We start from the raw sequence: 25792 nt of genomic DNA, 5'->3' as shown, positions 1-25792 counted from the left end.
TTCGATGACTATTCAGGAAATGTGCATGCAAAAGAAAGAGCAACCCATCCCTGGCGCCGCCCGCTACAGCCTGGCGGCGCTGGTATCGGCCCTGGTCCTGAGCGGCTGCGCCGTGGCGCCGGCGCCGCTGAGTGAAGGAGCGCGGCGCGCTACCCTGGGCGACGACCGCCAGGCCATGTTCGGCGCGCAGCCCGCGCTGAGCGGGCCGGTCAGCCTGCAGGAAGCGATGGCCCGCGCGCTGAAGTACAACCTCGATTACCGGGTCAAGCTGATGGAAGAGGCGCTGGCGCAGCGCCAGCTGGACCTGTCGCACCTGGACATGCTGCCCAAGCTGGCCGCCGGCGCCGGATTCACGGCGCGCAGCCGCGAGCTGGCCTCGTCGTCGCAGAACGTGGCCACGGGCACGCAGTCGCTGGTGCCGTCCGTGTCGACGGAAAAGCAGCAGCATACCGCCGACCTGAGCCTGAGCTGGAACGTGCTCGACTTTGGCGTCAGTTATTACAACGCGCAGCAGCAATCCGACCGCGTGCTGATCTTGCAGCAGCGCAAGCGCAAAGTGACGCAGCAATTGATGCTGCAGGTGCGCGAAGCGTGGTGGCAGGCCGTCGGCGCGCAGCAGCTGCAGGGCCGCATCGACGCCTTGCTGAAGGAGGCGGAACTGGGGCTGGCCGATGCGCGCCAGGTCGAGCAGCAAAAGCTGCGCTCGCCGCTGGAAACCTTGCAGTACCGGCGCCAGCTGCTCGACGTCATCCGCCAGATGGGCATCGTGCGCAATACGCTGGCGCAAGCCAAGCCGCGCCTGGCCGCCATCATGAATCTGCCCACGGGCGCGGATTTTCAGGTGGCCGTCCCGGCCGGCATGCCGGTGCCCAGCCTGGGACTGGCGCTCGAGAAGATGGAAGAAATGGCGCTGCTGAACCGCCCCGAGCTGGGCGAAGCGCGCTATGTGGAGCGCATCGGCGCCCTGGAAACGCGCAAGGCCGTGGCGAAGCTGCTGCCGGGCCTGGAATTGAGCGTCGGCGAACGCTACGACAGCAATAAATTTCTGGTGAATAACTCCTGGAGCGACGCGGGGCTGCGCGTCAGCTGGAACCTGCTGAACCTGTTCAATGCCGGCACCATCAAGCGCTCCGCGCAGGCGCAGCTGGACCTGGCCAAGGCGCAGCGCCTGGCCTTGAACATGGCGGTACTGACCCAGGTGCACGTGGCTTATCTGGACCTGCAGGGCCGCAGCCGCCAGTTTGCGCTGGAAAAGGAGTTGAACGAGGTCGAACAGAGCATTTTTGAACAGAACCGCAACGCCAGCGCCAGCGGCGCGCAAGGCCGCCTGCCGGCCATCCTGTCCGATGCCAATGCCGTGTTTTCCTCGCTGCGCCTGTACCAGAGCTATGGCGACTTGCAGAATGCATATGGACAGATGGGGGCCAGCATGGGCCTCGACCCCTTGCCGGAAAGCGCCGCCAGCGACGAGCTGGCCGTCCTGACGGATGCGTTCCAGGGCGCCGAAACGCAATGGCAGGGCAGAGTGGGCGGGGGCAGCCGGTGAAGCGGACGATGCTGAAAGTGCTGCCGCTGGCCGGCCTGGTTGCGGCGGGTGCGTTCGCCGCGCCGTCGCCGGCGCCGGCCAGCGGCGGCGACGGTCGCGTGCGCGTGCAATTGATGGCGCGGCAAGCCGTGACCCTGTCCGGCGAGGTGGCGGCCAGGATCGCCGCCTTGCCCGTGGCCGAAGGGGCCAGTTTCAAGCGCGGCCAGGTGCTGGTGCAATTCGATTGCGGCACCTACCGCGCCCAGCTGAACAAGGCGCAGGCGACGCTGGAAGCGGCCAACCGGCTGGCCGAGGTGCATAGCCAGCTGGCCAGGCTCAATTCGGCGGGCACGCTGGAAGTGACGCAGGCGCAAGGGCGGGCCAAGGAAGCGGCCGCCGAGGCGAACTATATGCAGGCCGTCGTGGGCAAGTGCGCGATCGCCGCGCCGTTCGCGGGACGCGTCGCGCGGCGCGCGGCGGCCGTGCACCAGTTCGTCAATCCCGGCACTCCCGTGCTCGACATCGTCGATGCGGGGCCGCTGGAACTGCGCATGCTGGTGCCGTCGAAATGGATAGGCACCCTGAAGGCGGGCAGCCGCTTCACGGTTGCCGTCGACGAGCTGGGCACGAGCGTGCCGGCGCGCATAGAGCGGCTGGGCGCGCAAATCGACCCCGTCAGCCAGTCCATCCTGGCCGTCGGCGTGATCGACGGGACGGGCGCCAGCCTGCTGCCGGGCATGAGCGGCTGGGCCAGCTTCAAATAGGGATGCGCATGGGGCAAACGGAGAGTAGCCGCGGCCTGGCCGGCCTGGTCGCCCTGATGCGGCGTGCCCGCGCGGCGCCGGATGCGGCCCAGCTGGGTTTTGTGATGGTCAATGAAAGCCAGCAGCTGCTGGCGTACCGCCAGGCGGCCCTGTGGCGCGAGGGCGTGCAGCGCCACGTGGCCGCCTTGTCGGGCCTGTCGGAAACCGATCCCACGGCACCCTATGTGCAGTGGCTGGGGCGCTTGTTCCGCCACCTGGACGGGGCCGCGGGAATGGGCGAGGGGCGGGTGCTCGATGCGGCCGCGCTGCCGCCAGCGCTGGCCGCCGACTGGGCGTCCTGGCTGCCGGCGGAAGTCCTGTGGCTGCGCCTGGACGGCCAGGGCGCCTTGCTGCTGGCGCGCGCCGAACCGTGGAGCGCCTATGAACAGAAGCTGGCGCAGGAACTCGCGCATTGCTACGGCCATGCGCTGGCCCGGTTTGCGCCGCGCCGCAATGCGCGCGAGCTGGCCTTGACATGGCTCAAGCCGGGGCCGCGCCGGCGCAAGCTGCTGCTGGCCATGCTGCTGGCGGCCTGCGTGCCGGTGCGGCTGAGCGTGCTCGCGCGTGCCGAGGTGGTGCCGCGCGAGCCGCTGCTGCTGCGCGCGCCCTTGTCCGGCGTGATCGACAGCATTGCCGTCGAGCCCAATGCGCGCGTGGCCAAGGGAACGCTGCTGTTCTCGCTCGACGCCACCCAGCTTGCCGGGCAGTTTGCGCTGGCCAGCCGCGAACGCGAGACGGCGCAGGAGGGCTACCGCGTGAGTGCCCAGCTGGCCGTGACCGATGACAAGGGCAAGCTGGCGATGGCGCAGGAACGCGCGCGCCTGGAGGAAAAAAGCATCGTTGCCGACTACAGCGGACGCGAACTGCGGCGCCTGCAGGTGACGGCGCCGGCGGCCGGCGTGGTGGTCTTCTCCGACCGCAACGACTGGCAGGGCAAGGCGGTGGCGGTGGGCGAAAAGGTGATGACCCTGGCCGACCCGGCGCAGGTGGAGCTGGCCGCCTGGCTGCCGGCCGCCGAGGCGATCGAGGTGGCCCCCGGCGCGCGCATCACCCTGTATCCGAACGGCGCGCCGATGCTCTCGCACGAGGCGCAAGTGACCCGCGTCGCCTACAAGGCCGAGGCGGTGGAGGGCGGCTTGCTGGCCTACCGGCTGCAGGCGCGCTTCGCCGCGGGCGCCACGCCGCGCCTGGGGCAGATGGGCACGGCCAAGGTGTATGGCGACTGGGTGCCGCTGATCTACTACATCGTGCGCCGGCCGCTGACGGCCGCGCGCCAGTGGCTGGGATGGTAGGCGCGGCGGGAGCGGCGCGGGAGGGGGCCTTGCCGCCGCTGCGCCAGGAACTGACCCTGCACGCGGGCGTCGCGCAGGCGGACGGCTCGCCCAGCTGGACCCTGCACGACCCCAGCGTCAACCGTTTTTACCAGCTGGGCTGGGCCAGTTTCGAAGTGATCCAGCGCTGGCGCCTGGGCAGCGTGGCGCGCGTGCTCGATGCCGTCCATGCCACCACCACGCTGCAGCTGACGGCCGATGACGTCGATGCCGTGCTGGCCTTCCTGTCGCGCCACCAGCTGCTGGTGGCGGCGACGGCCGAACAGAGCGACGGGCTGTGGCAGGCGCGCCGCGCCAGCCGTCCCAGCGGCGCCATGTGGCTGCTGAAGAACTACCTGTTCTTCCGCATCCCCCTGCTGCGCCCGGAAGCGTTGCTGCAGCGCCTGCTCCCATGGTGCGGCTGGCTGTTCCAGCCGCGCTTCTGGTGGGCCATGGGCGGCGTGCTGCTGCTGGCGCTGGCACTGCTGTCGCGCCGCTGGGACGAGTTTACACATACGTTTTCCGCGTATGCGGGCTTGAGCGCGGCCATCGGCATCGGCGCTTCGCTGAGCCTGGCCAAGATCGCGCACGAACTGGGTCATGCGCTGGCGGCGCGCCGTTTCGGCTGCCGCGTGCCCGCCATGGGCGTGGCCTTCCTCGTCATGATGCCGGTGCTGTACACGGACACGAATGAAGCGTGGAAGCTGCGTTCGCGCCGCCAGCGCATGCTGATCGGCGGCGCCGGCATGCTGGCCGAGCTGCTGTTGGCGGTCTGGGCCACGCTGCTGTGGTGCGTGCTGCCGGACGGCCCCGTGCGCGCCGGCGCCTTCCTGCTCGCCTCGACCACGTGGCTGGCCACGCTGGCCGTGAATGCCAGCCCCTTCATGCGCTTCGACGGCTATTTCCTGCTGGCCGACTACGTGGGCATCCCGAACCTGCACGGGCGCGCGTTTGCGCTGGCCGTGTGGCGGCTGCGCCAGTGCCTGCTGGGACTGGACGATCCGGCGCCCGAGTACTTTGCACCCGCCACCGGGCGCCGGCTGATCATGTTTGCCTGGGCCACCTGGCTGTACCGCCTGGTGCTGTTCCTGTCCATCGCCCTGCTCGTGTACCACCTGTTCTTCAAGGCGCTGGGCCTGATGTTGCTGTTCGTCGAGCTGGGCTGGTTCATCGTCCGCCCCGTCGCCGGTGAACTGCGCGTCTGGTGGCGGCGCCGCGCGGAACTGGCATGGTGCCGCGAAACGCGGCGCAGCGCCGTCATGCTGGCGGCGCTGCTGGCGCTGGTGCTGCTGCCGTGGCGCGGCGAACAGGCCGCGCCTGCCGTGCTGGGCGCGCTGCAGTCGCAGGGCCTGTATGCGCCGGCCGCGGCCGAGGTGGAACTGGTGCTGGTGCGCGAGGGGCAGATGGTGGCGGCGGGGCAAGCGCTGGCGCGGCTGCGCTCGCCCACGCTGCAGCTGCAGCTGGCGCAGGCCGAGGTGCGCGAGCGCCAGCTGGGCTGGCAAGTGGCGCAGCAGGCGTTTCACAGTGAATGGCAGCAGCAGGGCAATGTATTGCAGCGGCAATGGCAGGCGGCGCAGGAACAGCTGGCCAGCCTGCGCCAGCAGCAGGGCCGCCTGGCCGTGCAGGCGCCGTTCGCCGGACGCGTGACGGGCAGCAGCGACGCGCTCAAGCCGGGCACGGTCGTCGCCGAAGGCGAGCACCTGCTGGACGTTATCGCGCCGGCGGGCGCCAGGGGTGAAGCTTATGTGGGGGAAGAGGGCCTGGCCGGCCTGCAGCCGGGGCAGGCGGCGCGCTTCGTCGCCGATGGCGGCCAGCATGGCGTCGTGCGCTGCCGCATCGGCGCCATCGACGGATTGAACCTGCCCGTGCTCGAGCAGCCTTTGCTGGCCTCGACCTATGGCGGCCCCATCGCCGTGGAAGCGCGCGAGCGGGGCCTGGTGCCGCAGTCGGCCATTTTCCGCGTGCGCCTGGACGCCTGCGACAGCGCCCGCGCGCCGCTGCGCGAAATGGCTGGCGTGGCGCGGCTGCAGGGCGAACGGCACAGTTTGCTTGAACTGGGCCTGTCGCGGCTGGCGGCCGTCGTGCGGCGGGAAGGGGGCTTGTAGCGCGCGCGGCCGATGGCTTCGCCGCCATCGGCCGTCGCGCGGCGCTTAGGCCAGCTCGGTGATGAACTGTTCGCGCGCGGGGCGTACTTTTTTCAGGTCCACCAGCCAGTCGCCCGCGCCGGCGCGGTAGCCGAGCGGCAGCATGACGACGGAGCGCAGGCCTTTTTCGCGCAGGCCCAGGATCTCGTCGACCTTGGCCGGGTCAAAGCCTTCCATCGGCGTCGAATCGACTTTTTCCTGCGCCGCGGCGATCAGCGCCGTGCCCACGCCGATATACGCCTGGCGCGCCGCGTGCTGGTAGTTCGTTTCCGCGTCGCGCTGCGGATACGTGGCCAGGATCTGCTGACGGTACGCTTCCCAGCCTTCGTTCTTGAAGCCGCGCACGGTGTTGACCAGGTCAAAGCGGGCGTTGATGCGTTCGGCCGTGTAATTGTCCCAGGCGGCAAACACCAGCAGGTGCGAGGCGTCCGTCACTTGCGACTGGTTCCACGCGTGCGGCTTGATCTGCTCGCGCAGGGCCGGATTCGTCACGACGAACACTTCATACGGGTGCAGTCCGCTGGAGCTGGCCGTCAGGCGCACGGCTTCCAGGATGCGCTCGACCTTCTCTTGCGGCACCGTTTTCGCCGGGTCCATCTTCTTGGTGGCGTAGCGCCATTGCAGTGTTTCGAGCAAATCGGACATGTGAATCCCTTTCAGAGTGAATAGTTCAGATTGAAAATGATAGCGGATTCAGCCATTTCAAGTGCGGCGCCGCAAAGAGAGTTGTATAGATGAGCTGTCGCGTGCCGTTTACAACTCCACCATGGCCAGCTCCGTGTCCGGATAGCGCGCGCCTTGCACGCTGGCGGGCGCGATGGCGGCGCCGATGGCTGCCAGCTCGGCGTCGCTCAGGGCAAGTTGCGCGGCGGCGACGTTTTCTTCCAGGTGGGCCAGGCTGCGGGCGCCGGGAATGGGCACGATGGCGTCGCCCTGGGCCAGCAGCCAGGCCAGGGCCAGCTGGGCCGCCGTGGCGCCGCGCGCGGCCGCCAGGCGCTGCAATTCGGCAACGAGATGCCCGTTGGCCGCCATCGCGGCAGGCTGGAAGCGGGGCAGGCTGTGGCGGTAGTCACCTGGCGCCAGTGCGGCGCTGGAAGTGAGCTGGCCCGTCAGGAATCCCCGTCCAAGCGGGCTGTACGGCACGAAACCGATGCCCAGCGCGCGGCAGGCGGGCAGCACGTCCGCTTCCACGCCGCGGCTCCACAGCGAGTATTCGGACTGCACGGCCGCAATCGGGTGCACGGCGTGGGCGCGGCGCAGGGTGGCGGCCGACACTTCCGACAGCCCCAGGTGGCGCACCTTGCCCGCCCGCACCAGTTCCGCCATGGCGCCCACCACGTCTTCGATGGGCACGGCCGGATCCACGCGGTGCTGGTACAGCAGGTCGATGCACTCGATGCCGAGCCGGGACAGCGATCCTTCCACGGCCCGAACGATGTGCCCGGGGCGGCTGTCCACGCCGGCCATGCGTGCCACGCCCTGGCCGTGCGGCAAGATCTTGAAGCCGAACTTGGTAGCGACGGCGACTTTGCCGCGCAGCTGTTTCAGGGCGCGGCCTACCAAGTCCTCGTTGGCGTAGGGGCCGTAGACTTCGGCCGTGTCGATCAGGGTCACGCCCAGCTCCACGGCCCGGTGCAGCACGCGCAGCGAGGTGGCTTCGTCGGCGCCGCCGTAGGCAAAGCTCATGCCCATGCAGCCCAGGCCGATGGGGGCGACGCGCAAGCCGGAGTGGCCCAGTGTTCTGTGTTCCATTGTCATTTCCTTTCAAAAAAAGATGCAAGGAGTATGGATGAAGCAACAGCATGCGATAAGATGGCTAATCCTGCATGCATTACTGAATATGGCTCATGAATTTTCCTCGACTATGGCTGATCTGAACGAATTGACGGCCTTTGCCGCCGTCGCCCGCCTGCGCAGCTTTCGCAAGGCGGCCCTTGAGCGGGGCGTGTCCGCCTCCGCCCTCAGCCACGCGCTGCGCGCGCTGGAAGAGCGCCTGGGCGTGCGCCTGCTGAACCGCACCACGCGCAGCGTCACGCCGACGCAGGCGGGCCAGCAGCTGCTGGCGCGGCTGGAGCCGGCCATGCGCGAGATCGGCGACGCCTTGCGCGACCTGAGCACCCTGCAGGATGAACCGGCCGGCAGGCTGCGCCTGAACGTGCCCCGTCCCGCCGCCCGGCTGCTGCTGGCGCCCATGCTGGCCGGTTTTGTGGCGCGCCATCCGCGCGTGCAGGTGGAAGTGGTCACCGACGACGGCATGATCGACATCGTGCGCGACGGCTACGACGCCGGCATCCGCTTCGGCGAGCAGGTGGCGGCGGACATGATCGCCGTGCCGGTGGGCGCGCCGCAGCCGTTCGTGGTGGTGGCGTCGCCCGCCTACCTGGCGACGCACGGCGCACCCGCCGCGCCGCGCGAGCTGCTGGCGCATGCCTGCATAGGCCGGCGCTTTCCCAGCGGCCGCCAGTATGCGTGGGAGTTCGAACAGGATGGGGAAGCCGTCAGCATCGCCGTTGCCGGCCCGCTGGTGTTTGACGACGATGAACTGATGCTGCGCGCGGCCCGCGACGGCGCGGGGCTGGCCTACGTGTACGCGGCCGACGCGCGCGCCGACATCGCCGCCGGCCGCCTGGCGTGCGTGCTGGAGGACTGGTGTCCGCGGCCGTCGCGCTATTTTCTGTATTATCCGGGCCGGCGGCAGATGCCCGCGGCGCTGCGCGCCTTTGTCGACATGCTGCGCGCCGGCGGCCCTGGCTAGCCGGCGGCCGGCGGCGCGCCGTGCTCGACCGGCCACTTGACGGTAAACACGCTGCCGCCGGCCTTGCCGCGCGTGCAGGCCGCGCTGCCGCCGTGCGCGCGCGCGATGGCTTCCACCACGGCCAGGCCCAGGCCGCTGCCCGCATGCTGGTCGCCGCCGTCGCTGTCGCCGCGGCGGAACGCTTCGAACACGTGCGGCGCCAGTTCTTCCGCAATGCCGGGACCCGCATCCTCGACGCTCAGGCAGTACTGGCCGGCCTGCGCGCGGGTGCGCACGCGCAGCAGGCCAGGGCGGGCATAGCGGCGCGCGTTGTCGAGCAGGGCCAGCACGATTTGCCGGATGCGCGCCGCGTCGCAGCAGACGGGATGGTCGGACAGGTGCAATTGCAGCGTAAAACCGGCCGCTTCCATTTCCTGCGCCAGCAGGCGGCCCACTTCCTCGATTTCCAGGGTCAGGTCCGTCCACGCCATGCGCAGCTGCATGTGGCCGCTGTCGGCCAGGCTCAGGGTGCGCAAGTCCTCGATCAGGCGGCCCAGGTCCTCGACTTGCGACAGCAGGCTGGAAAACGGCACTTCCTCGGGCTTGAAGACGCCGTCGACGACGCCCTGCAAGGTGCCGCGCAGGATGGTCACGGGCGTGCGCAGTTCGTGCGCGATGGCCGCATTCCACGTTTCGCTTTCCTTGGCCGCCCGCTGCAGGCGTTCGGCCATGCTGTTGAAGTCATCGACCAGCATGGCCGTCTCGCCCAGGGTGCGGTCGCCGGCGAAGGCGCGCGCCGACAGGTCGCCATGCGCCACGCGGCGCACGCTGTCCATCACGGAATTGATCGGCTTCAAGATGCGCGAGGCCAGCTTGATGGCGAAAAAGGCCGCCAGCCCCAGGCCGAAGATGGTGATGGCGAAGATCCACAGCCACTCGACGGTACTGGGCGACCAGTCGTCGGGTTCCGACAGCATGCCGGGATCGATCTTGAAGGCGACGGCGAAAAAGATCCACGAGCCGATCCAGATGATCAGGATGCTGCACACCATCAGCACGCACATCGACAGGATGATCTGCCGGTTCAGTCCTGTGAAGCGCATCAGTCGCTCTCGAGGCGGTAACCGACGCCGCGCAGGCTGGCCGGCATGTTCATGACGCCCGCTTCCTCGAGCTTCTTGCGCAGCTTGCTGACATGGCTGTCTACCGTGCGTTCCAGAGAATTGCTTTCAGGCATGCACGACTCCAGCAATTCCAGGCGGCTGCAGACGCGCCGCGGCGTGCGCGCCAGGTGCGCCAGCAGGCGGAATTCCGTCAAGGTCAGGCTCAGGGGCACGGGCGCGCCTTCGCGCAGCACGCTGGCCACATACGTTTCCTGGTCGATGTCGATGGGGCCGCAGCGCAGCCGCTGGCCGCCGACGGGGTGGTGGCGCACGCGCGAGCGGCGCAGCACGGCGGCCACGCGGGCCACCACTTCGGCTGGGTTGAACGGCTTGATGATGTAGTCGTCGGCGCCCACGCGCAGGGCGGCCAGCTTGTCGGCATCCTGGTCGCGCGCCGTGAGCATGATGACGGGCGTCTCGCCGCGCCGCCGCACTTCCGCCAGCACGGCCCAGCCGTCGAGACGCGGCATCTGCACGTCGAGCAGCAGCAGGTCCGGCGCCAGCGCCAGGTGCTGCTGCAGCGCTTCCTGGCCGTCCAGGGCAAAGGCGGTGCGGTAGCCGTCGCGCTCCAGGTAGCCGGCCAGGATGCGGGCGATCTGCGGTTCATCCTCGGCGATCAGGATCAGGGCGGCGGGCGGGGTGGTGGCAAGAAAGGACGGTTGGCTGGCGCTGTGATGATAGTTCATGCAAATAGTCTAGCATTCTTCTTTCCCTCCATCGAATCTCCACATTTCTTTAACGAAATGTCCACCTTGGCCTTCTATGCTGCGCTTATCTGTCGACCGGACCGCCGGTTGGGATCTGCCATAGAAAAGACCATGCATCCGAACTACCTCTCCAAGAAAAACATGTTGATCGCCGCGGCGCTGCTTGGCCTAGCCGCCTGTTCCAAACCCGCGCCGCAAGAAGGCGCCGCGCCGCCGGCCGCCGTCACGGTGCTCAAGCTGCAGACGGCCGCCGTGGTGCTCAGCGACGAGCTGCCCGGCCGCGTGGCCGCCTTCCGCACGGCCGACATCCGCCCGCAGGTGGGCGGCATCGTGCTGCGCCGGCAGTTCGAGCAGGGCGCCGACGTAAAAGCGGGGCAGAAGCTGTTCCAGCTCAATCCGGCGCCGTTCCAGGCGGAAGTCGATTCTGCCGCCGCCGCCCTGCAGCACGCGGTGGCCACGGCGAACCGCGCCAGCAGCCAGGCGGACAGGTTAAAACCGCTGGTGGAAGCGGACGCCATCAGCCGCCAGGCGTATGACGACGCCGTGGCCCAGCGCGAGCAGGCCGCCGCCACCGTGGCGCAGGCGCGCGCCAGCCTGGCGCGCCGGCGCCTGGACCTGGCTTTTGCCAGCATCGAGGCGCCCATTGCCGGGCGCATCGGCTCCGAACTGGTGACCGAGGGCGCGCTGGTGGGCCTGGCCGATGCGGCGCCGATGGCGCGCATCCAGCAGATCGACAAGGTGTATGTCGACGTGCGCCAGCCGGCGTCGGCGCTGGCGGCCCTGCAGGCGTCGGGGCCGGCCGGAGTGGACAAGCTGCCCGTCACCATCCTGGGCGCCGACGGCCGGCCGCATCCCGTCACGGGGCGCATCCTGTTCTCCGGCATCAGCGTCGATGCGGGCACGGGCGACGCCACCATCCGCGTGCTGGTGGACAATCCGCAGCGCCAGCTCCTGCCCGGCATGTTCGTGCGCGCCCGCATCGCCCGCGCCGTGCAGCCGCATGGCGTGCTCGTGCCGCAGCAGGCCGTGCTGCGCGGCAGCGGCGGCCAGGCGCAGGCCTGGGTGCTCGACGGCGCGAATAAAGCCAGCCTGACCCCGATCGCCGTGGGCGACGTGGTCGAGCACCAGTACGTGGTCAGCGGCGGCCTGAAGGCGGGCGACACCGTCGTCATCGAAGGCCAGGAGCGCCTGCAGCCGGGCGCCACCGCCGCGCCGCAGCCGTGGAAGCGCGCCGCCGCCGCCGCCGTCGCCGCCGCCCCTCCCGCCAGCGCCGCGCGCTGATCCGTACGCATTGAAAGCGTACTTGTTGAAAGCGAACTTGTTGAAAGTCTAACTACATGCCACAATTTTTCATCAACCGCCCCGTCTTTGCGTGGGTGGTGGCGGTCTTTATCGTCCTGTTCGGACTGATCGCCATACCGCAATTGCCGATTGCGCGCTTCCCTTCGGTGGCGCCGCCCAGCGTCAGCATCAGCGCCAGCTATCCCGGCGCCACGCCGCAAACCATGAACGATTCCGTGGTCGGCCTGATCGAGCGCGAACTGTCCGGCGTCAAGCACCTGCTGTATTTCGAGTCGTCCACCGATACATCGGGCTCGGCCTCGATCAACATCACCTTCCAGCCGGGCACCGACCCGGAAATGGCGCAGGTGGACGTGCAGAACCGCCTGAAAGCGATCGAGCCGCGCCTGCCGCAAGCCGTGCGGCAGAACGGCCTGATGGTCGAGTCGGCGTCGTCCGGCTTTTTGATGATCGTCAGTTTGATCTCCGACAATGGCCAGCATGATGAAGTGGCGCTGGGCGACTACCTGGCGCGCAACGTGACGGAAGAGCTGCGCCGCATCCCCGGCGTGGGCAAGGTGCAGCTGTTCGGCTCCGAGCGTGCCATGCGCATCTGGGTCGACCCGGCCAAGCTGGTGTCGTACAACATCGCCATGGGCGACATCACGGCTGCCGTGACGCAGCAAAATGCGCAGATCGCCCCGGGCCGCCTGGGCGATTCGCCTTCCGTGCACGGCCAGCGCGTGACCATTCCCCTGACGGTGCAGGGCCAGCTGCATACGCCGGCCGAATTTGCCGCCATCGTCCTGCGCGCCAATGCCGACGGCTCGAAAGTGACCATCGGCGACGTGGCGAGAGTGGCGCTGGGCGCGCAAAGCTTCAATTTCAGCATCCGCGAAAACGGCCAGGCCGCTTCGGGCGCCGCCATCATGCTGTCGCCGGGCGCCAATGCCGTGCAGACGGCGGCCGCCGTGCGCGAGCGCATGGCCGAACTGGCGCACACCATGCCGGCCGGGATCAAGTACACGGTGCCGTTCGATACGGCGCCGTTCGTGAAGATCTCGATCGAAAAGGTCGTCGCCACCTTGCTCGAAGCCATGGTGCTGGTGTTCCTCGTCATGTATCTGTTCCTGCAAAAGATACGCTACACCCTGATTCCCGCCATCGTCGCGCCGATCGCGCTGCTGGGCACCTTCACGGTGATGCTGATGGCCGGCTATTCGGTCAACGTGCTGACCATGTTCGGCATGGTGCTGGCCATCGGCATCATCGTCGACGACGCCATCGTGGTGGTCGAAGCGGTGGAGCGCCTGATGGCCACCGAAGGCCTGTCGCCGAAGGAGGCGACGTCAAAAGCCATGCGCGAAATCACCGGCGCGGTCGTGGGCATCACCCTGGTGCTGACGGCCGTGTTCATCCCGATGGCGCTGGCCAGCGGTTCCGTGGGCGCCATCTACCGCCAGTTCACCCTGGCCATGGCCGTCTCGATCCTGTTCTCGGCGTTTTTGGCCTTGAGTCTGACGCCGGCCCTGTGCGCCACCATGTTGAAACCAATCGGCCCGCACGACCACGATAAAAAAGGCTTTTTCCTGTGGTTCGACCGCCAATTTGACCGCATGACGGCGCGCTACGAAGCGGGCGTGGTGGCGATGCTGAAACGCGCGGGGCGTTCGATGTTTGTCTACGGCGCCATCGTCGCGGCCCTGGGCGTGGCCTTCGTGCAGCTGCCGTCGGCCTTTTTGCCCGAGGAAGACCAGGGCTACTTCATGACGTCGATCCAGCTGCCGTCCGACGCCACCATGGAGCGCACGCTCGATGTCGTCAAGCTGTACGAACAGCACGTGGCGTCGCGCCCCGGCATCGAGGTGAACCAGTCGTTGCTCGGTTTCAGCTTCTCCGGCTCCGGCCCGAACGCGGCCCTGGCCTTCACCATGCTGAAGGACTGGAAAGAGCGCCACGGCGCCACGGCGCAGGAGGAAGTGGCGCTGGCGCAGGAAGCCATGGCGCAGGCGAAGGAGGGCATGATCATGAGCCTGATGCCGCCCGCCATTGATGAACTGGGCAATTCGTCCGGTTTTTCGCTGCGCCTGCAAGACCGCGCCGGCCAGGGCGTCGAAGCCTTGCAGGCGGCGCAGAACCAGCTGCTGGGCCTAGCCGCGCAAAGCGCCAAGGTGGCGGGCGTGTATCCGGACGGCTTGCCGCCCGGCGCCAGCGTGCGCCTCGACATCGACCGCGCCAAGGCCGAAGCGCTGGGCGTGCCGTTCACGGCCGTGGGCGACATGCTGACGGCGGCCATGGGCTCGACCTATGTCAACGATTTTCCGAATGCCGGCCGCATGCAGCAGGTGATCATCCAGGCCGATGCGCCGTCGCGCATGCAGTTGAACGACGTGCTGGCCTTGCGCATCCGCAATAACGCGGGCGGCATGGTGGCGCTGGGCGAGCTGGTGCGCCCCGTCTGGAGCGAGTCGCCGCTGCAGCTGGTGCGCTACCAGGGCTATCCGTCGGCGCGCATCTCGGGCAGCGCGGCGCCGGGCGTATCGAGCGGCGACGCCATGCTGGAAATGGAACGGCTCGTGAAGCAGTTGCCGCCCGGCTTCGCGCTGGCGTGGACGGGCCAGTCGCTGCAAGAGAAGGAATCGGCCTCGCAGGCGCCCATGCTGATGGCGCTGTCGATGCTGGTGGTCTTCCTCGTGCTGGCGGCCCTGTACGAAAGCTGGTCGATTCCCGTCTCCGTCATGCTCGTCGTGCCTTTGGGCTTGCTGGGCGCCGTGCTGGCCGTGATGGTGCGCGGCATGCCGAACGATGTGTTCTTCAAGGTGGGCATGATCACGATCATCGGCCTGTCGGCAAAGAATGCCATCCTGATCGTCGAATATGCGCGCCAGCTGCAGGCGCAGGGCAAGGGACTGGTGGAAGCGACGGTGGAAGCTGCCCGCCTGCGCCTGCGCCCGATTTTGATGACGTCGCTGGCGTTTGCGCTGGGCGTGGTGCCGCTGATGCTGGCCACGGGCGCCAGCGCCGAAACCCAGCACGCGATCGGCACGGGCGTGTTCGGCGGGATGATCACCGCCACCGTGCTGGCCGTGTTTTTCGTGCCCGTGTTCTTTGTCGTGGTGCTGGGCGCCGTCGACAAGGCGGGCCGCTATTTCAAAAAACGCAATCGCGCCGCAATCAACGCGGTGGAAGGAGAATCGTAATGCGTTGCATATTTATTATGCCCGTGGCCGCGCTGGCCTTGTCGGCCTGTACCCTGACGCCGCCGCTGGCCAGGCCGGCGCCGCCCATTCCCGCCAGCTACAGTGTGGCCGAGGCGTACGCGCCCGGCACGGCCGCTGATCTCGGCTGGCGCCAGATGCTGCTCGATGCGCGCCTGCAGCGCCTCGTCGATATCGCGCTGGAAAACAACCGCGACCTGCGCGTGGCCTCGCTCAACGTGGAAGCCGTGCGGGCCCAGTACCAGATCCAGGATGCGGGCCGCTATCCGGCCATCGGCGCGAATGCGGGAGGCAGGCGCCAGCGCGGCGCCGATGCCACGCTTCAAAACACGTTCACGGCCGGCATCGCCATGAGCGCGTTCGAGATCGACCTGTTCGGCCGCCTGCGCTCGCTGTCTGACGCGGCGTTTGCCCGCTACCTGGCGACGCAGCAGGGACAGCGCGCCGCACACATGGCCCTGATCGGCGGCGTGGCCGACGCCTACCTGGAGCAGCGCCTGGCCGAGGAACAGCTGGCGCTGGCGCGGCAAACGCTGGCTGACTGGCGCCAGGCGCTGGCGCTGACGCAGCGCCTGCACGGCGCGCAGCAGGGCAGTGGCCTTGACGTGGCGCAAGCCGAAGGCCAGGCCGCCACGGCGGAAGCGGACGTGCAGGCGCGCGTCCGGGCCAGCTCATTGGCGCGCAACAACCTGGAACTGCTGCTCGGTGCGCCGCTGCCGGCCGATCTGCCGGCGGGCCGCGCGCTCGACGGCCGGCCCGTGCTGACGCAGCTGCCGCCCGGCCTGCCGTCGGATTTGCTGGCGCGCCGTCCCGACATCCTGCAGGCCGAATACGCGCTGGTGGCGGCAAATGCGGAAATCGGCGCCGCCCGCGCCGCCTTTTTCCCCCGCCTGTCGCTGACGGCGTCGCTGGGCCTGGCCAGTCCGGAACTGGGCGACCTGTTCCGCGGCAGCGCGCGCAGCTGGTCGTTCGCGCCGCAAGTGACGCAGCCGCTGTTCCAGGGCGGCCAGCTGCGCGCCGAACTGCAGCTGTCGCGCCTGCGCAAGGACGTGGCCGTGCTGCAGTACGAGCAGGCGATCCAGGCGGCGTTTCGCGAGGTGCGCGACGGCCTGGCCGGCAGCGCCACGTATGCGCAGCAGATCGCCGCGCAAGAGCGCGTGGTGGCGGCGGCGCGCCAGCGCCTGCGCCTGTCGCAGCTGCGCTATGACGCGGGCCAGGACAGCCGGCTGGAACTGCTCGACGCGCAGCGCCAGTCGTATGCGGCCCAGCAAGCCCTGCTCGACGCACGGCGCGACCAGTTCAAGTCGGCCGTGGCGCTGTACAAGGCGCTGGGCGGCGGGCTGGAAGAGTAGGCGCGACGCGCGGCCGTGCCGCTTCACGGCCGCGCGTCGCGCTCCTTGAGCATCTGACGGAAATAGAAGTACATCGCCACCATGCACAATACGAGGGCGGCGGGGATGACGATGCCGTCGGACAGGTGGGCCAGGAAGGGATCGCAGATCAGCAGGCCGACGAAGATGGCGGCGGCCAGGGCGGCGCCCGCCAGCGGCACCAGATAGTATTTTTGCAAGACGGGCCGCACGCCGCACCAGCGCAGATAGGCAATGCCGGCGAGGGCCAGCGCGATGGCCAGCACGTCGAGCGCAAAGCGCAGCGGCCAGCGGTTTTCGCAAATGAACTTGCACGCGACGCTGTCCGCTTCGCCGGGCGGGCTGCGGAAATGGTCCTGGATGCAGTCCTCCACCAGCTGCGAGACCTGGCAGCGCGAGATGCCAGGAACGGCCGTCTTGCCTGCATCGGCATTATTGGGCTTGGTGCCGGGCCAGAAACCCACGCCGCCAAAATTCTGTTCGAAGTAAATCAGGTCATCTTCAAGCTGCGACCAGCTCTGGCCATCGAAATTGATCACCGGGACCATGCGCCGCAGCACGGCCATGCGGCCGCTGCCATGGATGGCCTGTTCCACTTCCTCGCGCAGGGCTTTCTTGCTGAATGTCGTCGGTTCGCCTAGCAGCACCAGATAGCGCGGCTGCACGAAGTCGTCGGCCGACGGTTCCGCTCCCAGCGTGTGCCGCAGCTTGCTCCTGGCCCAGCCATACAGGGCCGATTGCGTGTTCGGCGGCGCGATCGGCACCATGGCCTCCAGCTTGTCGTAGCGGTAGATGCCGTGGTTCAGTTCCGCGTGCCGCATCATGATGTTCAGCTCGAATCCGCCGACCGTCAGGCGCTGGCGCAGGTCGGCGATGAACTGGTCGTACAGCGTCACCGAAGCGGCGTCGCGCGGATAGCCGTCGAAGTACAGCGTGACGCCATCGCCGCGCACCGGCGTCGCCGTCATGCCGAACGATAGCCAGGGCAGCATGCTCGACGGCAGCCCCGTCATGCGCGTCTCGAGCAGCCTGACGATGTTGGCCGCCAGGCGGTTCAGGATGGCGCCGCGGGTTTTGGACTCGATGCGCGGCCACTGCGCCCAGTCGGTACGGTGGACAACCCAGTCCACCTTGACGCGGTGGCGGCGCGCGGCCGTGATGAAATCCAGCTGCCGCGCCTGTGCGCCCGTAAACAGGTCGGCGATCCTGCGGCCGTCCGACGCCATTCTCAGCTCGCCGTTATTGTCGAAGGTCATGCCGTAGTAGTCGAGGCGCGACATCAGGCTGAAATCCGTCTTCTGCGGGGCGCCGCCCAGCCAGAATGGATAGAAGCGGTAGACTTCCCCCTGCAGATTGTCGGTGTTGCAGCCGCACAGGTCCGATTCGAGCACGATGGGCTTCGATTGCGCGTAGCTGGGCGCCTTGCGCACGACGGCGTCGAACAGCGGACGATACCTGTCGTACAGCGCGGCCAGCGGCGCCGCCTCGCGGTGTTCCACGGTACACTCGCCGCTGGCCGACCACTGCTGCAGCTGCGCCGCCAGCCGCGGGTCGAGGCCCGCCAGCAGCGCCTGCGCGTCTTCCTCGCCCAGCCGCAGGCGTGCCTGGTTCTCCTGTTCCGCCAGCCCCAGGTTGTTGCGGCAGATGCCCAGGCCCACGCGCAGCCGGCCGATCACGGCCAGGTCGAACAGCGAGCGGCGCGGAAATTGCATGCCCACCAGGTCGGGCAGCAGCTTGGCCAGTTGCGGCGGCAATTGGGGCTGTTTCTGCAGCGCTTCCAGCACGTCCTGGCTGAGCTCATAGCCGGCCTCGGTACGGGCCGCCGCCTGCAGTTGCGGCAGCAGGGGGGCTGCGTCGATGCCGTCGGCCTTCAGCGTGGCCTGCACGGCTTCGTCGAATTCGGCCGCCGTCTTGAACAGGCCATCGTCAACCAGCGGATCGAGCGCCCGCAGCACGGCTGGCGTGTAGGCGGGCTGCGCCTCGATCGTGGCCAGGTCCGGCGCCGTCAGTCCGTACCAGTACACGGACAGGGGCGTGGTTTCGGCATCGACGCCGGTGTCCGGCGCTTCGGCGTGATAGCGCGCCAGCACCGGCGGCAGGGCCACGGGATCGACGGCCAGGCGGATGCGGTACAGCTCCGCCTTGTCCGGCTGGCGGTCGATCCAGCGGCCGAAAGCGGCGCTGAGCAGGTCGACGCGCCAGGCGGGATGGCGTTTCAGGCGCCCGACAAACTGCAGCAGCGTGTCCACCGAGCCTTCCGTCACGTTGCCGGCCGGTTCGATGTTGTAGTACAGCCAGAAGCGGCTGATGAAGGACAGCGTGATGGGGCCCACCACGCGGTCTGACAGCGGCTTGCTCGTCTCGGCGTAGGCAGCCTTGTAGGCGGCGTCGCCATCGAAGACATAGGCCAGCGCCTCCTGGATGCGCTGTTGCCGCGCGCGGTCGTAGTGCTGCAGCACCTCGACCGAGAGCAGGCGCGTGGCCGCCACGGGCTGGGGTGGCGGGGCCGGCGGAGTGTCGGCGCAGTGCGCAGGCGCGGCCAGGAGCAGGGCCAGCGCGGCGCAGGAGAGGACATGGTGGAATGGGGATGGTTTCATGGCGGGCTACAGAGTGCGTCCTTCCTTGATGAATTCTTTTTTAATCCCACGCAGCAGGTCGTCCGCACTGATGCGCGCCGCCGGCGGTGGTGGCTGCAGGGGCAGCATGGCATGGCGCCGCGCCGCGCGGATGGCCGCATAGCGCGCCACGTTGGCCAGCGCGCCGCCGGAGAGCACGTGCTTGTCGGCCAGGTCGGCCAGGTCGACGTCGGGCGCCAGCCTGGCCGGATCGGGGAACAGCTGCCGCCACAACCGCGCGCGCTGCAGCGCATCGGGCAGGGGAAAGTAGATGGCTGACTGGAAGCGCCGGGAAAACGCTTCGTCCAGGTTGGACTTGAGATTGGTGGCCAGGATGACGACGCCGGGGAAGTCCTCCACCCGCTGCAACAGGTAGGCGATTTCCTGGTTGGCGTGGCGGTCGTTCGAGGTGCTGCCTTCGGTGCGCTTGCCGAACAGCGCATCGGCTTCGTCGAAAAAGAGGATCCAGTTCTTGTTTTGCGCCTGGTCAAAGACGCTGGCCAGGTTTTTTTCCGTTTCGCCAATGTACTTGGAGACGAGCATGGACAGGTCGATGCGATATACGTCGACGCCGGCGGATTGGCCGAGCAGGGTGGCCGTCAGCGTCTTGCCCGTGCCGGGCGGCCCGTAGAACAGGGTGCGGTAGCCGGGTTTGACCATTCTTTCCAGGCCCCAGTCCTGCAGCAGCTGCCGGCCGCCGTGCAGCCAGGTACGGATCTGCTCGATGTCGTCCAGTACTTCGGGCGCCACCACCAGGTCATCCCAGGCCAGCGAAGTCGTGATCAGCTTGGCCGGGAAGCCGGCGCCAAAGTCGGGCTTGTGGTGCTGGCCGTTGGTAAAGCGGTTCAGGTAGTCCGTTTCCATGGCCAGCGCCGCGCGCAAGGCCGGTTCGCCGTTCTCCGGCGGCACGATTTTCAGCATCCCCTGCTGGGCAAAGAAGTGGCCAGCTTCGAACAGGCGCATCACCTCGAAACGCCGCTGCAGGTCGTCGCCGGCCAGGATGAACACGGCCGTTTCGCAGGTGGGCAGCAAGCCCGTGACCGCATTGCCGCGCAAGCCGCCAAATTCCGTGAACGGGCGTTCGATCAGCTTGTTGTGCGTCAGCAGCAAGTCGAGCACCTGGGGCCGCAGATGGGGCAGCAGCGCCAGCAGCAGCACCATGCGTTCGTCTGCGCTCATGCCGCCGTCGACGGCGCGGCGCACCGTCTGCGCATACACGGACGGGTCGTCCGCCAGGTCCGGCGGCGGGGCCGCAGGCTCGGGGGCGGGCTTGTCCGGCTGGACAAAATAGTGGTGGAAGCGGCATTCCAGCACCTGTTCGAACCAGGTGATTTCACGTTCGAGGCTGCGGGCATTGGCGCGCATTGCCTGCATATCAGCGCCAGTTGACATGGACTGCCCTTTCCATCCAGGGATGCTTGATGATTGAAAAAGACCAGGGCAGCGTGTCGAGCAGCATGTCGAAGGCGCCGGCTTCCACGCTGAGGCGCCAGGCGTCTTCGTGCAGATGCATGCTGCCCGGTCGCTGCAGGAAAGCCTGGCGCAAGCCGTCGGGCGAGGTATTGCCGATTTTTTTCCAGTGCTCGATCATGGCGCGCAACATCATCTCGATGGTGGCGCGCTCCTCTTCCGTGGCGATAATTTCGCGCACCACGGGCACGCTGGCGCTCACGCCGCACAATACCTTGTTCAAGCCCAGCAGATATTCGGGCTGGTCGCACTGGCCGTCGACGACGTACTGCAGCAGGTGCACGGCGCGTTCGGCCGCTTCGGCGTTCCTGAAGCGCGCGCCCTCCGTCAGTCCCAACATGCTGAACAGGCGCGGCATGTAGGGGCCGATCAGCACCAGGCCCGCGTTGGCCAGGTACAGCGTTTCACCTTCGGCCGGCACAGTACGAGGCGCCGCCGCGGACGCGCCCTCGTGCTGCGCCAGCGTCGGTTGCGGCGGCGCGATGCCCAGGCGCGCATGCAGGGCCGCGTGCAGGCGCGCCACCGCGGCGTCGCCGTGCGGCTGCGCCAGGTGGCTGGCCAGCGCGTACGCATAGGGCGCCGCAGAAAAGGGCCGGCCTTGGCCGAAAAACCAGTCGAAGTCAAATTGCAGCGCTTGCAGCGTGCATTGCTGCAGGCTGGCGCCGGGCAGGCACGCGGCGGCCAGGTCGGCGACGTCGCGGGCATGGCGCGCCTGCGCCTGCCGCGCGTCACCCGCCAGCAACTCGACCACGCCATGCAGCAGGGCGGGCGGCAGCGGCCTGGCGGCGGCATTTTCCGCCGCGACCGGCGTGCCGTCGCTGTCGTCGTCGCCTGCCGCAAGCTGCAGCAGGCGGGCCAGGGCGGCGCGCTGCGCCGGCGCATGCCGCCCCAGCGCCCGTGCCAGCTCGCTGCCGAGGGGCCGGTGCAGCGGGCCGGCAGGCGGATTTGCTGGCAGTTGCGCTCGCGGCTCCCGGTGCCGGGCCGGCTCCGGCGGCGCGTGCGCCGGCACGGGACGCGCCTCCGGCGGCCGTGCCGGCGTGGCGGCATCGGGCTGCCCGGTTATGGCGGCTGCCCCGGTTTGCGGCTGCTGCGGCGGAGCATGGCGCGCGTCGAGCGCATCGAGGTCGATCACGCGGCCCGCTTCCAGCGCATCGAGCACTTGCCGCAGGTAGGCTGCGGGCGCCGCGCTGCGGGCGGCGTGGGCATCGACGGCGGCCAGCAGCGTGCCGGCGTGGCGCTCCTGCGCCGGTGCGCCGGCCGCCAGCCGCGCCGCAATCTGGCGCCGCACGCCTTGCATGGCGGCTGGCGCGCGGCCGCCGGTGGCCGTGGCGACAAGTGCCGGCGCCGGCGCTGCCTGGGTCCCCGGAGTCCCCGGCGCCGCGGGGCTGGCTGTGGCGGCCGCGCCGGCTTGCGCGGCGACGGCGTCCAGGTCCAGGACGGCGCCCAGGCGCAGCGTGTCCAGGGCCGCTTGCAGGAAGGACTCCGGGCTGGCGCTGCGCGCCGCCCTGGCGGCAATGGCTTGCAGCATGACTGCGCCGGCGGGCTGGGCGGACATGATCCCCGTCGCTGCGCGCGCGCCGGCATGGCGGCCCGTTTGCTGTCCGATCTGCCGCTCGATCCGCTGCAGCAGGCGGGCTGCCGCTGGCGATGCCGGGCTGGCGTGCGCAAGCCCGGCCTTGTCGGTCTGGCCGGACAGACTGGCCATGTCGGCTGCATGCGCCAGGGCTGGCGCGATGCGGGCGTGGCGGGCGGCGGCGCCGGCATCCGACGATGCGCCTTCGCTTGCCCGCGCCGCCTGCAGGACATGGGCGTAGGCGGCCGGATCGAAGGGGGCGCCCGGGGGCAGGCCGGCCAGATAGGACATGCTGCGTCGCCACAAGCGGCGGGCCTCGTCGTCGGCGCGGCCGGCGCCTTCCGCCAGCCACGCATCGGCGAGCGCCGCTGCCTGGGGCGCCATTGCCGCGGTCAGCGCCGCGCGCAGCGATGGCGCAAACGCCGCCGCCGCGCGCCGCCATGTACCGTTATCGGCGCCGATATGCCTTGCCGCTTCGCGCAGCAGCCCCGGCGGTCCGGCCAGCACGAGCGGCGCAAGGGCGGGCGCATCGGCGCGCAGCAGCGCCTGCGCCATGCTGTCCATGCGCGCGCGGCGCTGTGCCGCCTGGGCCGCGCGCGTGAGGCGCGGCGGCTCAGCGCGGGACAAGCGGCGAGGCAGGATGGCAGCGCCGGAAACGCCGGAAACGCCGGAATCGCGCATGGCGAAGGACGGTACTGCGGTGCCCATCCCGGCTGGCGGCGCGGCCGCAGGCGGCGCGCCGGGCGGCAAGGCGTGCTGGCCTGGCGCCGCGCCGCGGCTGGCGGCGCCGGCATCGGCGGCAATCCGGCGCGTGATGCGGGCCAGCCATTGCCGCCGCCATGGCGCGTGCGGCGCCGGCATGGCGGCGCCACCTGCGGCAGGCGCGGCAGCCTTCATGGCGCCGGGGGCGGCGAGGGCAGCGAGGGCGGAGGCCGCGCCGCCGTCCGGCGCCAGCACTGCCGCCAGGGCTTGCAGCAGCGGTCGCGGGTAGCGCCGCGCCACGTCGCGCCACACGTCGGGACGCAGGCCTATCCGGCCGATGGCGGCCCGCGCTGCCGCCTTGTTGTTGGCCAGCATGGCAGGTGACAGCGATGCATGGTCTGCGGCCAGCAGGGCGCTCACGATGTGCTCCACGGGGACCGGGACGGCGTCCGCTTCCTGCGCTTCCTGCACTCCCTGCGCCTCTTGTCCTGCCTGGGCCTCTGGCGCCTCATGGGGCGCCGTGGCGGCCAGCCGTGCCGTGCCGGAGGCGGTCGCATCGCCGGGATGCGCGGCCAGCTCCAGGATGCTGGCCAGCCACCGCCGGCGCATGGCGGCATCCCGGCCCGCGTGCGGCGCGGCCTGCGCCGGCGGCGCGAGCAGCGCCGTCAGCTCGTCCAGCATGGCGGGCGGGAAGCGCTGCGAGACGCGCCGCCAGACGCTTTCGCGCGGGCCGATGCGGCGCATGGCGTCGGCCAGCTGGCCGGCGCAGGCGGCGCGCAGGGCCGGCCATTCCGGCAGCAGGGCGGCCGCATCGCCGTGCGCCAGCGCGCGCATGAACAGGGCGACGCAGGCGTCGCTGGTGCGTTGCGCGATGGCGTCAAGGTCGATCTGGCGCGCCGCCGCCAGCTCAACGCGCGCCAGCGCCAGGAAGCGCGCCGGACTGCCGCTGGCCGCGGCCCGCGTGCGGACCGCTTGCAGCAGCTGGCTGGCGCTCCCGTCGCCCAGGCCGGCGCCGGCGGCCTGCGCCAGGCGCACGATATCGTTCCATGCTTCGGACGGCCGCGTGGCGGGAACGCGCGCCGGCGCCGCCTCGGCAGGTTCCGGGGCGCGGTCATGGACTGCGCCGGCCGCCGCGCGGGAAGCCAGCGTGGCCAGCACCGCGTCGAGCCAGCCGGCGCGGGTGTCGGCCTCGCTGGCGGCGCGACATGGCACGTCGAGCAGGGCGGCGATGTCATCGAGCATGGACGCCGGAAAGCGGCTGGCGACGGCTGGCCAGGCCGGGCTGGCGGCGCCTTGCACCAGCAGTGCGGCCCGCAACTGCGCCGCGGCGCCGCGCAGCAGCGCATCCCAGTCGGCATAGATGGCCGAGGCGTCGGCCGTTGACAGCGCGCTGGCCAGGCGCTCGCCCGCGTCGGCCGTCGCCGGTTCCGTGGCGGCGGCCGCGCCGCCATCGCTTCTGTCTTGCGTGTCTGGCGCGTCCACGCCGGCGGCACGGCCGCGCTGGAAGTCATCGAGGAGGCCGTGCATGAAGCGCTGGCTGGCGCTGCCGTGCTGCGGTGTTTTTCCTGCTTCCTCCTGTACCTGCGCCATGCCTGGCGCCAGGGGCAGGCCGGTGCCGGATGCTGCGGCGGCTGCCACGCCGCGCAGCACGGTCGCCAGCCAGCGCGCGCGCCGGGCGGCATGCCATGCGGCGCCGGCCGGCGGCGTCAGGGGCCAGGCGCCTGGTCCGGCCAGCACGGCGGCCATGTCGTCGAGCATGGCGGGCGGAAAATGGCTGGCGATGCGCTGCCAGGCGGCGCGCTCACCGCCATGGCTGCACAGGGCGGCGCGCAGCAGCGCCGCATGCTCGCGCCGCAGCGCTGGCCAGTCTGCCTGCACCATGGATGGGTCGGCGCTGGCCAGCGCCCGCGCCAGGCGTTCGCGCAGGGCGTCCGGGCCTTGCGCCGTCGCGGCCGTTGTCACGGGCGGCTGTCCGGCGCTGGCGGTGCCGTGCGGCCGTGTCTCCGGCGGGTCGCGCAGCAGCCTGTCCAATGCCAGGCCCAGATAGCGCTGCCGGTCGCGCGCCCGCGGCAGCCGCATGGCGATGGCCGCCAGCGTGTCGCCGCGCAGGCCTGGAAAGGCGTCGAGCAGCTGCTGCAGTTGCTGGGCCGAGTAGCGGCTGGCGATGAAGCGCGCCGGAGCCTGGCGCAATGCCTGCAGCCAGGCGCGCAGCGCGGCGGGCCGCCGCGTGGCCGGCAGGTGAAAGGGGGCGGCAGGCAGGGCCGGCGCGTCTGGCGCCAACGGGAGCTGGTGCGGGGCGACCATCGCCGCGGGCCGGGGCGCGGCGTTGCCCGCCAGCGCGCGCAGCAGCGCCGCCGCTTCGCTTCGCGCATGCCGCGCTTCCAGATGGACAGCCGCGGCGGCCGCGCGCAACGCCGCGCCGGCGGCCGGGGCGCTGCCGCCCAGCACCTGGCTCAGCACCACGTGCCACGCCTGGCGCCGCTGCATGCGGCCGTCCGCCGTGCCGGCCGGCAGGGCCGCGCTGATGCCGTCGATGAGCTCAAGCCAGGCATCGGCGGCGCCGCGCGCTGCCGCATGGCGCACGAGGCGGCGCAGCTGGGCCGGCGAAAACTGCTGCGCCAGACGCGCAAGCACGCCGGGCTCGCCGGCGGCCTGCCGCAGCATGGCGGGCCACGTCGCGCCGCGATCGTCCAGCAGGCGCGCCAGCAGCTGGTCGGGACCGCCGTGCCGCGCGCCGGCGCCGGGCCCGGCCTCGGCGCGGGCTATTGCCATGTCGCCCGTGCGCAGGAAGTGCAGCAGGCGCCGGCTGTCGCCGCTCATGGCATTTGCCGCCGCCGCGTCCCCGGCCGGCGCGGGCACGGCGGCCGCGCTTGTCGCCGGCGCCGCTTCCCGCAAGGCGTCGCGCAGGGCATTGCCCAGCAGTTCGCGCAGGCGGCGCGGCATTTCCGACGCCAGCAGGTGGGCGGGAATCTGGCCAAGGTCGATGTCGAGCCGCCCGATGCGCCGCCGCCGGCCAGGTTCGTCCGCTTCGTCCAGCGCCTGCGACAGCGCCGGCAGCACCAGCTCGCGCGTCAGCGCCAGCAGGGCGTCGTCGGCCATCGGCAGCAAGCGCGGCGCGTCGCTCTCGAACGTCAGGTCGAGGTGCACGGCGTCGATGCGGTGGCAGGGCGTGGTCAC

15 protein-coding genes are annotated in these 25792 nt (G+C 70.0%); 8 read left to right on the top strand and 7 right to left on the bottom strand.

All coding sequences use genetic code 11. The annotated features are described in order from the left end of the window. Window positions 1–25 precede the first annotated feature (25 nt). The 4 genes from AC07VI_RS11570 to AC07VI_RS11555 are packed head-to-tail and all read left to right on the top strand — an operon-like array spanning window position 26 to window position 5743. On the top strand, window positions 26–1546 hold the full coding sequence (locus tag AC07VI_RS11570) for a TolC family protein (RefSeq protein WP_099375440.1): 1521 nt from the start codon (window positions 26–28) through the stop codon (window positions 1544–1546). 8 nt (window positions 1547–1554) lie between these two features. After that, entirely contained in the window at window positions 1555–2289 is a 735-nt protein-coding gene (locus AC07VI_RS11565; RefSeq protein WP_492993800.1) for an efflux RND transporter periplasmic adaptor subunit, read from the top strand. Between the two features lie 8 nt (window positions 2290–2297). Further along, window positions 2298–3620 (top strand): efflux RND transporter periplasmic adaptor subunit, encoded by a 1323-nt coding sequence (locus AC07VI_RS11560; protein ID WP_492993802.1) that lies wholly within the window; start codon window positions 2298–2300, stop codon window positions 3618–3620. A 29-nt stretch (window positions 3621–3649) separates the two neighbouring features. Further along, entirely contained in the window at window positions 3650–5743 is a 2094-nt protein-coding gene (locus AC07VI_RS11555; RefSeq protein WP_492993804.1) for an efflux RND transporter periplasmic adaptor subunit, read from the top strand. Between the two features lie 45 nt (window positions 5744–5788). On the opposite strand, the gene AC07VI_RS11550 is transcribed toward AC07VI_RS11555, so the two are convergent. Next, window positions 5789–6427 (bottom strand): NAD(P)H-dependent oxidoreductase, encoded by a 639-nt coding sequence (locus AC07VI_RS11550; protein WP_099375368.1) that lies wholly within the window; start codon window positions 6425–6427, stop codon window positions 5789–5791. A 108-nt stretch (window positions 6428–6535) separates the two neighbouring features. Further along, the gene (locus AC07VI_RS11545; protein ID WP_086148430.1) at window positions 6536–7534 is read right to left on the bottom strand and encodes an aldo/keto reductase; all 999 of its coding nucleotides are present in this window, start codon (window positions 7532–7534) and stop codon (window positions 6536–6538) included. 112 nt (window positions 7535–7646) lie between these two features. Here AC07VI_RS11545 and AC07VI_RS11540 point away from each other — a divergent pair, with 112 nt between their 5' ends. Then, window positions 7647–8537, top strand: a complete 891-nt coding sequence (locus tag AC07VI_RS11540) for a LysR family transcriptional regulator (protein WP_099375369.1) — start codon at window positions 7647–7649, stop codon at window positions 8535–8537. Here the strand turns inward: AC07VI_RS11540 and AC07VI_RS11535 are convergent. After that, window positions 8534–9619: an ATP-binding protein gene (locus tag AC07VI_RS11535; RefSeq protein ID WP_099375370.1), complete on the bottom strand. Its 1086-nt coding sequence runs from the start codon at window positions 9617–9619 to the stop codon at window positions 8534–8536. The two genes, AC07VI_RS11540 and AC07VI_RS11535, sit on opposite strands and share 4 nt — an antisense overlap. Continuing rightward, window positions 9619–10365, bottom strand: coding sequence for a response regulator (locus tag AC07VI_RS11530; protein WP_086148544.1), 747 nt, complete (start codon window positions 10363–10365; stop codon window positions 9619–9621). The genes AC07VI_RS11535 and AC07VI_RS11530 overlap by 1 nt, the downstream gene beginning before the upstream one ends. Window positions 10366–10497: 132 nt before the next feature. On the opposite strand from AC07VI_RS11530, the gene AC07VI_RS11525 reads away from it, so the two are divergent. The 3 genes from AC07VI_RS11525 to AC07VI_RS11515 are packed head-to-tail and all read left to right on the top strand — an operon-like array spanning window position 10498 to window position 16237. Continuing rightward, window positions 10498–11667 (top strand): efflux RND transporter periplasmic adaptor subunit, encoded by a 1170-nt coding sequence (locus tag AC07VI_RS11525; RefSeq protein WP_193068842.1) that lies wholly within the window; start codon window positions 10498–10500, stop codon window positions 11665–11667. A 56-nt stretch (window positions 11668–11723) separates the two neighbouring features. Then, window positions 11724–14867 carry a multidrug efflux RND transporter permease subunit gene (locus tag AC07VI_RS11520; RefSeq protein WP_086148424.1) on the top strand — a complete coding sequence of 1048 codons (3144 nt, stop codon included), beginning with the start codon at window positions 11724–11726 and terminating at the stop codon, window positions 14865–14867. Then, window positions 14867–16237 carry an efflux transporter outer membrane subunit gene (locus tag AC07VI_RS11515; RefSeq protein WP_086148425.1) on the top strand — a complete coding sequence of 457 codons (1371 nt, stop codon included), beginning with the start codon at window positions 14867–14869 and terminating at the stop codon, window positions 16235–16237. The genes AC07VI_RS11520 and AC07VI_RS11515 overlap by 1 nt, the downstream gene beginning before the upstream one ends. 23 nt (window positions 16238–16260) lie before the next feature. Here the strand turns inward: AC07VI_RS11515 and AC07VI_RS11510 are convergent, their stop codons facing one another. Genes AC07VI_RS11510 through AC07VI_RS11500 form a run of 3 tightly spaced genes read right to left on the bottom strand, consistent with a single transcriptional unit; the run spans window position 16261 to window position 25792 of the window. Then, complete coding sequence (locus tag AC07VI_RS11510; protein ID WP_086148426.1) at window positions 16261–18852, bottom strand: hypothetical protein; 2592 nt, start codon at window positions 18850–18852, stop codon at window positions 16261–16263. Window positions 18853–18858: 6 nt separating this feature from the next. Continuing rightward, on the bottom strand, window positions 18859–20244 hold the full coding sequence (locus tag AC07VI_RS11505) for an ATP-binding protein (RefSeq protein WP_086148427.1): 1386 nt from the start codon (window positions 20242–20244) through the stop codon (window positions 18859–18861). 1 nt (window position 20245) lies between these two features. Continuing rightward, complete coding sequence (locus AC07VI_RS11500) at window positions 20246–25792, bottom strand: contractile injection system tape measure protein (RefSeq protein ID WP_494808793.1); 5547 nt, start codon at window positions 25790–25792, stop codon at window positions 20246–20248.

The organism is Janthinobacterium sp. GW821-FHT03A03 (genome assembly GCF_059421435.1).
The sequence above is the reverse complement of the archived record's forward strand: the minus strand, read 5'-3'. Positions and strand labels throughout refer to the sequence as shown.

Coding starts and splice junctions, on each gene's coding strand:
- AC07VI_RS11570 (WP_099375440.1), top strand. CDS start 26: ATGCAAAAGAAAGAGCAACCCATCCCTGGCGCCGCCCGCTACAGCCTG.
- AC07VI_RS11565 (WP_492993800.1), top strand. CDS start 1,555: ATGCTGAAAGTGCTGCCGCTGGCCGGCCTGGTTGCGGCGGGTGCGTTC.
- AC07VI_RS11560 (WP_492993802.1), top strand. CDS start 2,298: ATGGGGCAAACGGAGAGTAGCCGCGGCCTGGCCGGCCTGGTCGCCCTG.
- AC07VI_RS11550 (WP_099375368.1), bottom strand. CDS start 6,427: ATGTCCGATTTGCTCGAAACACTGCAATGGCGCTACGCCACCAAGAAG.
- AC07VI_RS11545 (WP_086148430.1), bottom strand. CDS start 7,534: ATGGAACACAGAACACTGGGCCACTCCGGCTTGCGCGTCGCCCCCATC.
- AC07VI_RS11540 (WP_099375369.1), top strand. CDS start 7,647: ATGGCTGATCTGAACGAATTGACGGCCTTTGCCGCCGTCGCCCGCCTG.
- AC07VI_RS11535 (WP_099375370.1), bottom strand. CDS start 9,619: ATGCGCTTCACAGGACTGAACCGGCAGATCATCCTGTCGATGTGCGTG.
- AC07VI_RS11530 (WP_086148544.1), bottom strand. CDS start 10,365: ATGAACTATCATCACAGCGCCAGCCAACCGTCCTTTCTTGCCACCACC.
- AC07VI_RS11525 (WP_193068842.1), top strand. CDS start 10,498: ATGCATCCGAACTACCTCTCCAAGAAAAACATGTTGATCGCCGCGGCG.
- AC07VI_RS11520 (WP_086148424.1), top strand. CDS start 11,724: ATGCCACAATTTTTCATCAACCGCCCCGTCTTTGCGTGGGTGGTGGCG.
- AC07VI_RS11515 (WP_086148425.1), top strand. CDS start 14,867: ATGCGTTGCATATTTATTATGCCCGTGGCCGCGCTGGCCTTGTCGGCC.
- AC07VI_RS11510 (WP_086148426.1), bottom strand. CDS start 18,852: ATGAAACCATCCCCATTCCACCATGTCCTCTCCTGCGCCGCGCTGGCC.
- AC07VI_RS11505 (WP_086148427.1), bottom strand. CDS start 20,244: ATGCAGGCAATGCGCGCCAATGCCCGCAGCCTCGAACGTGAAATCACC.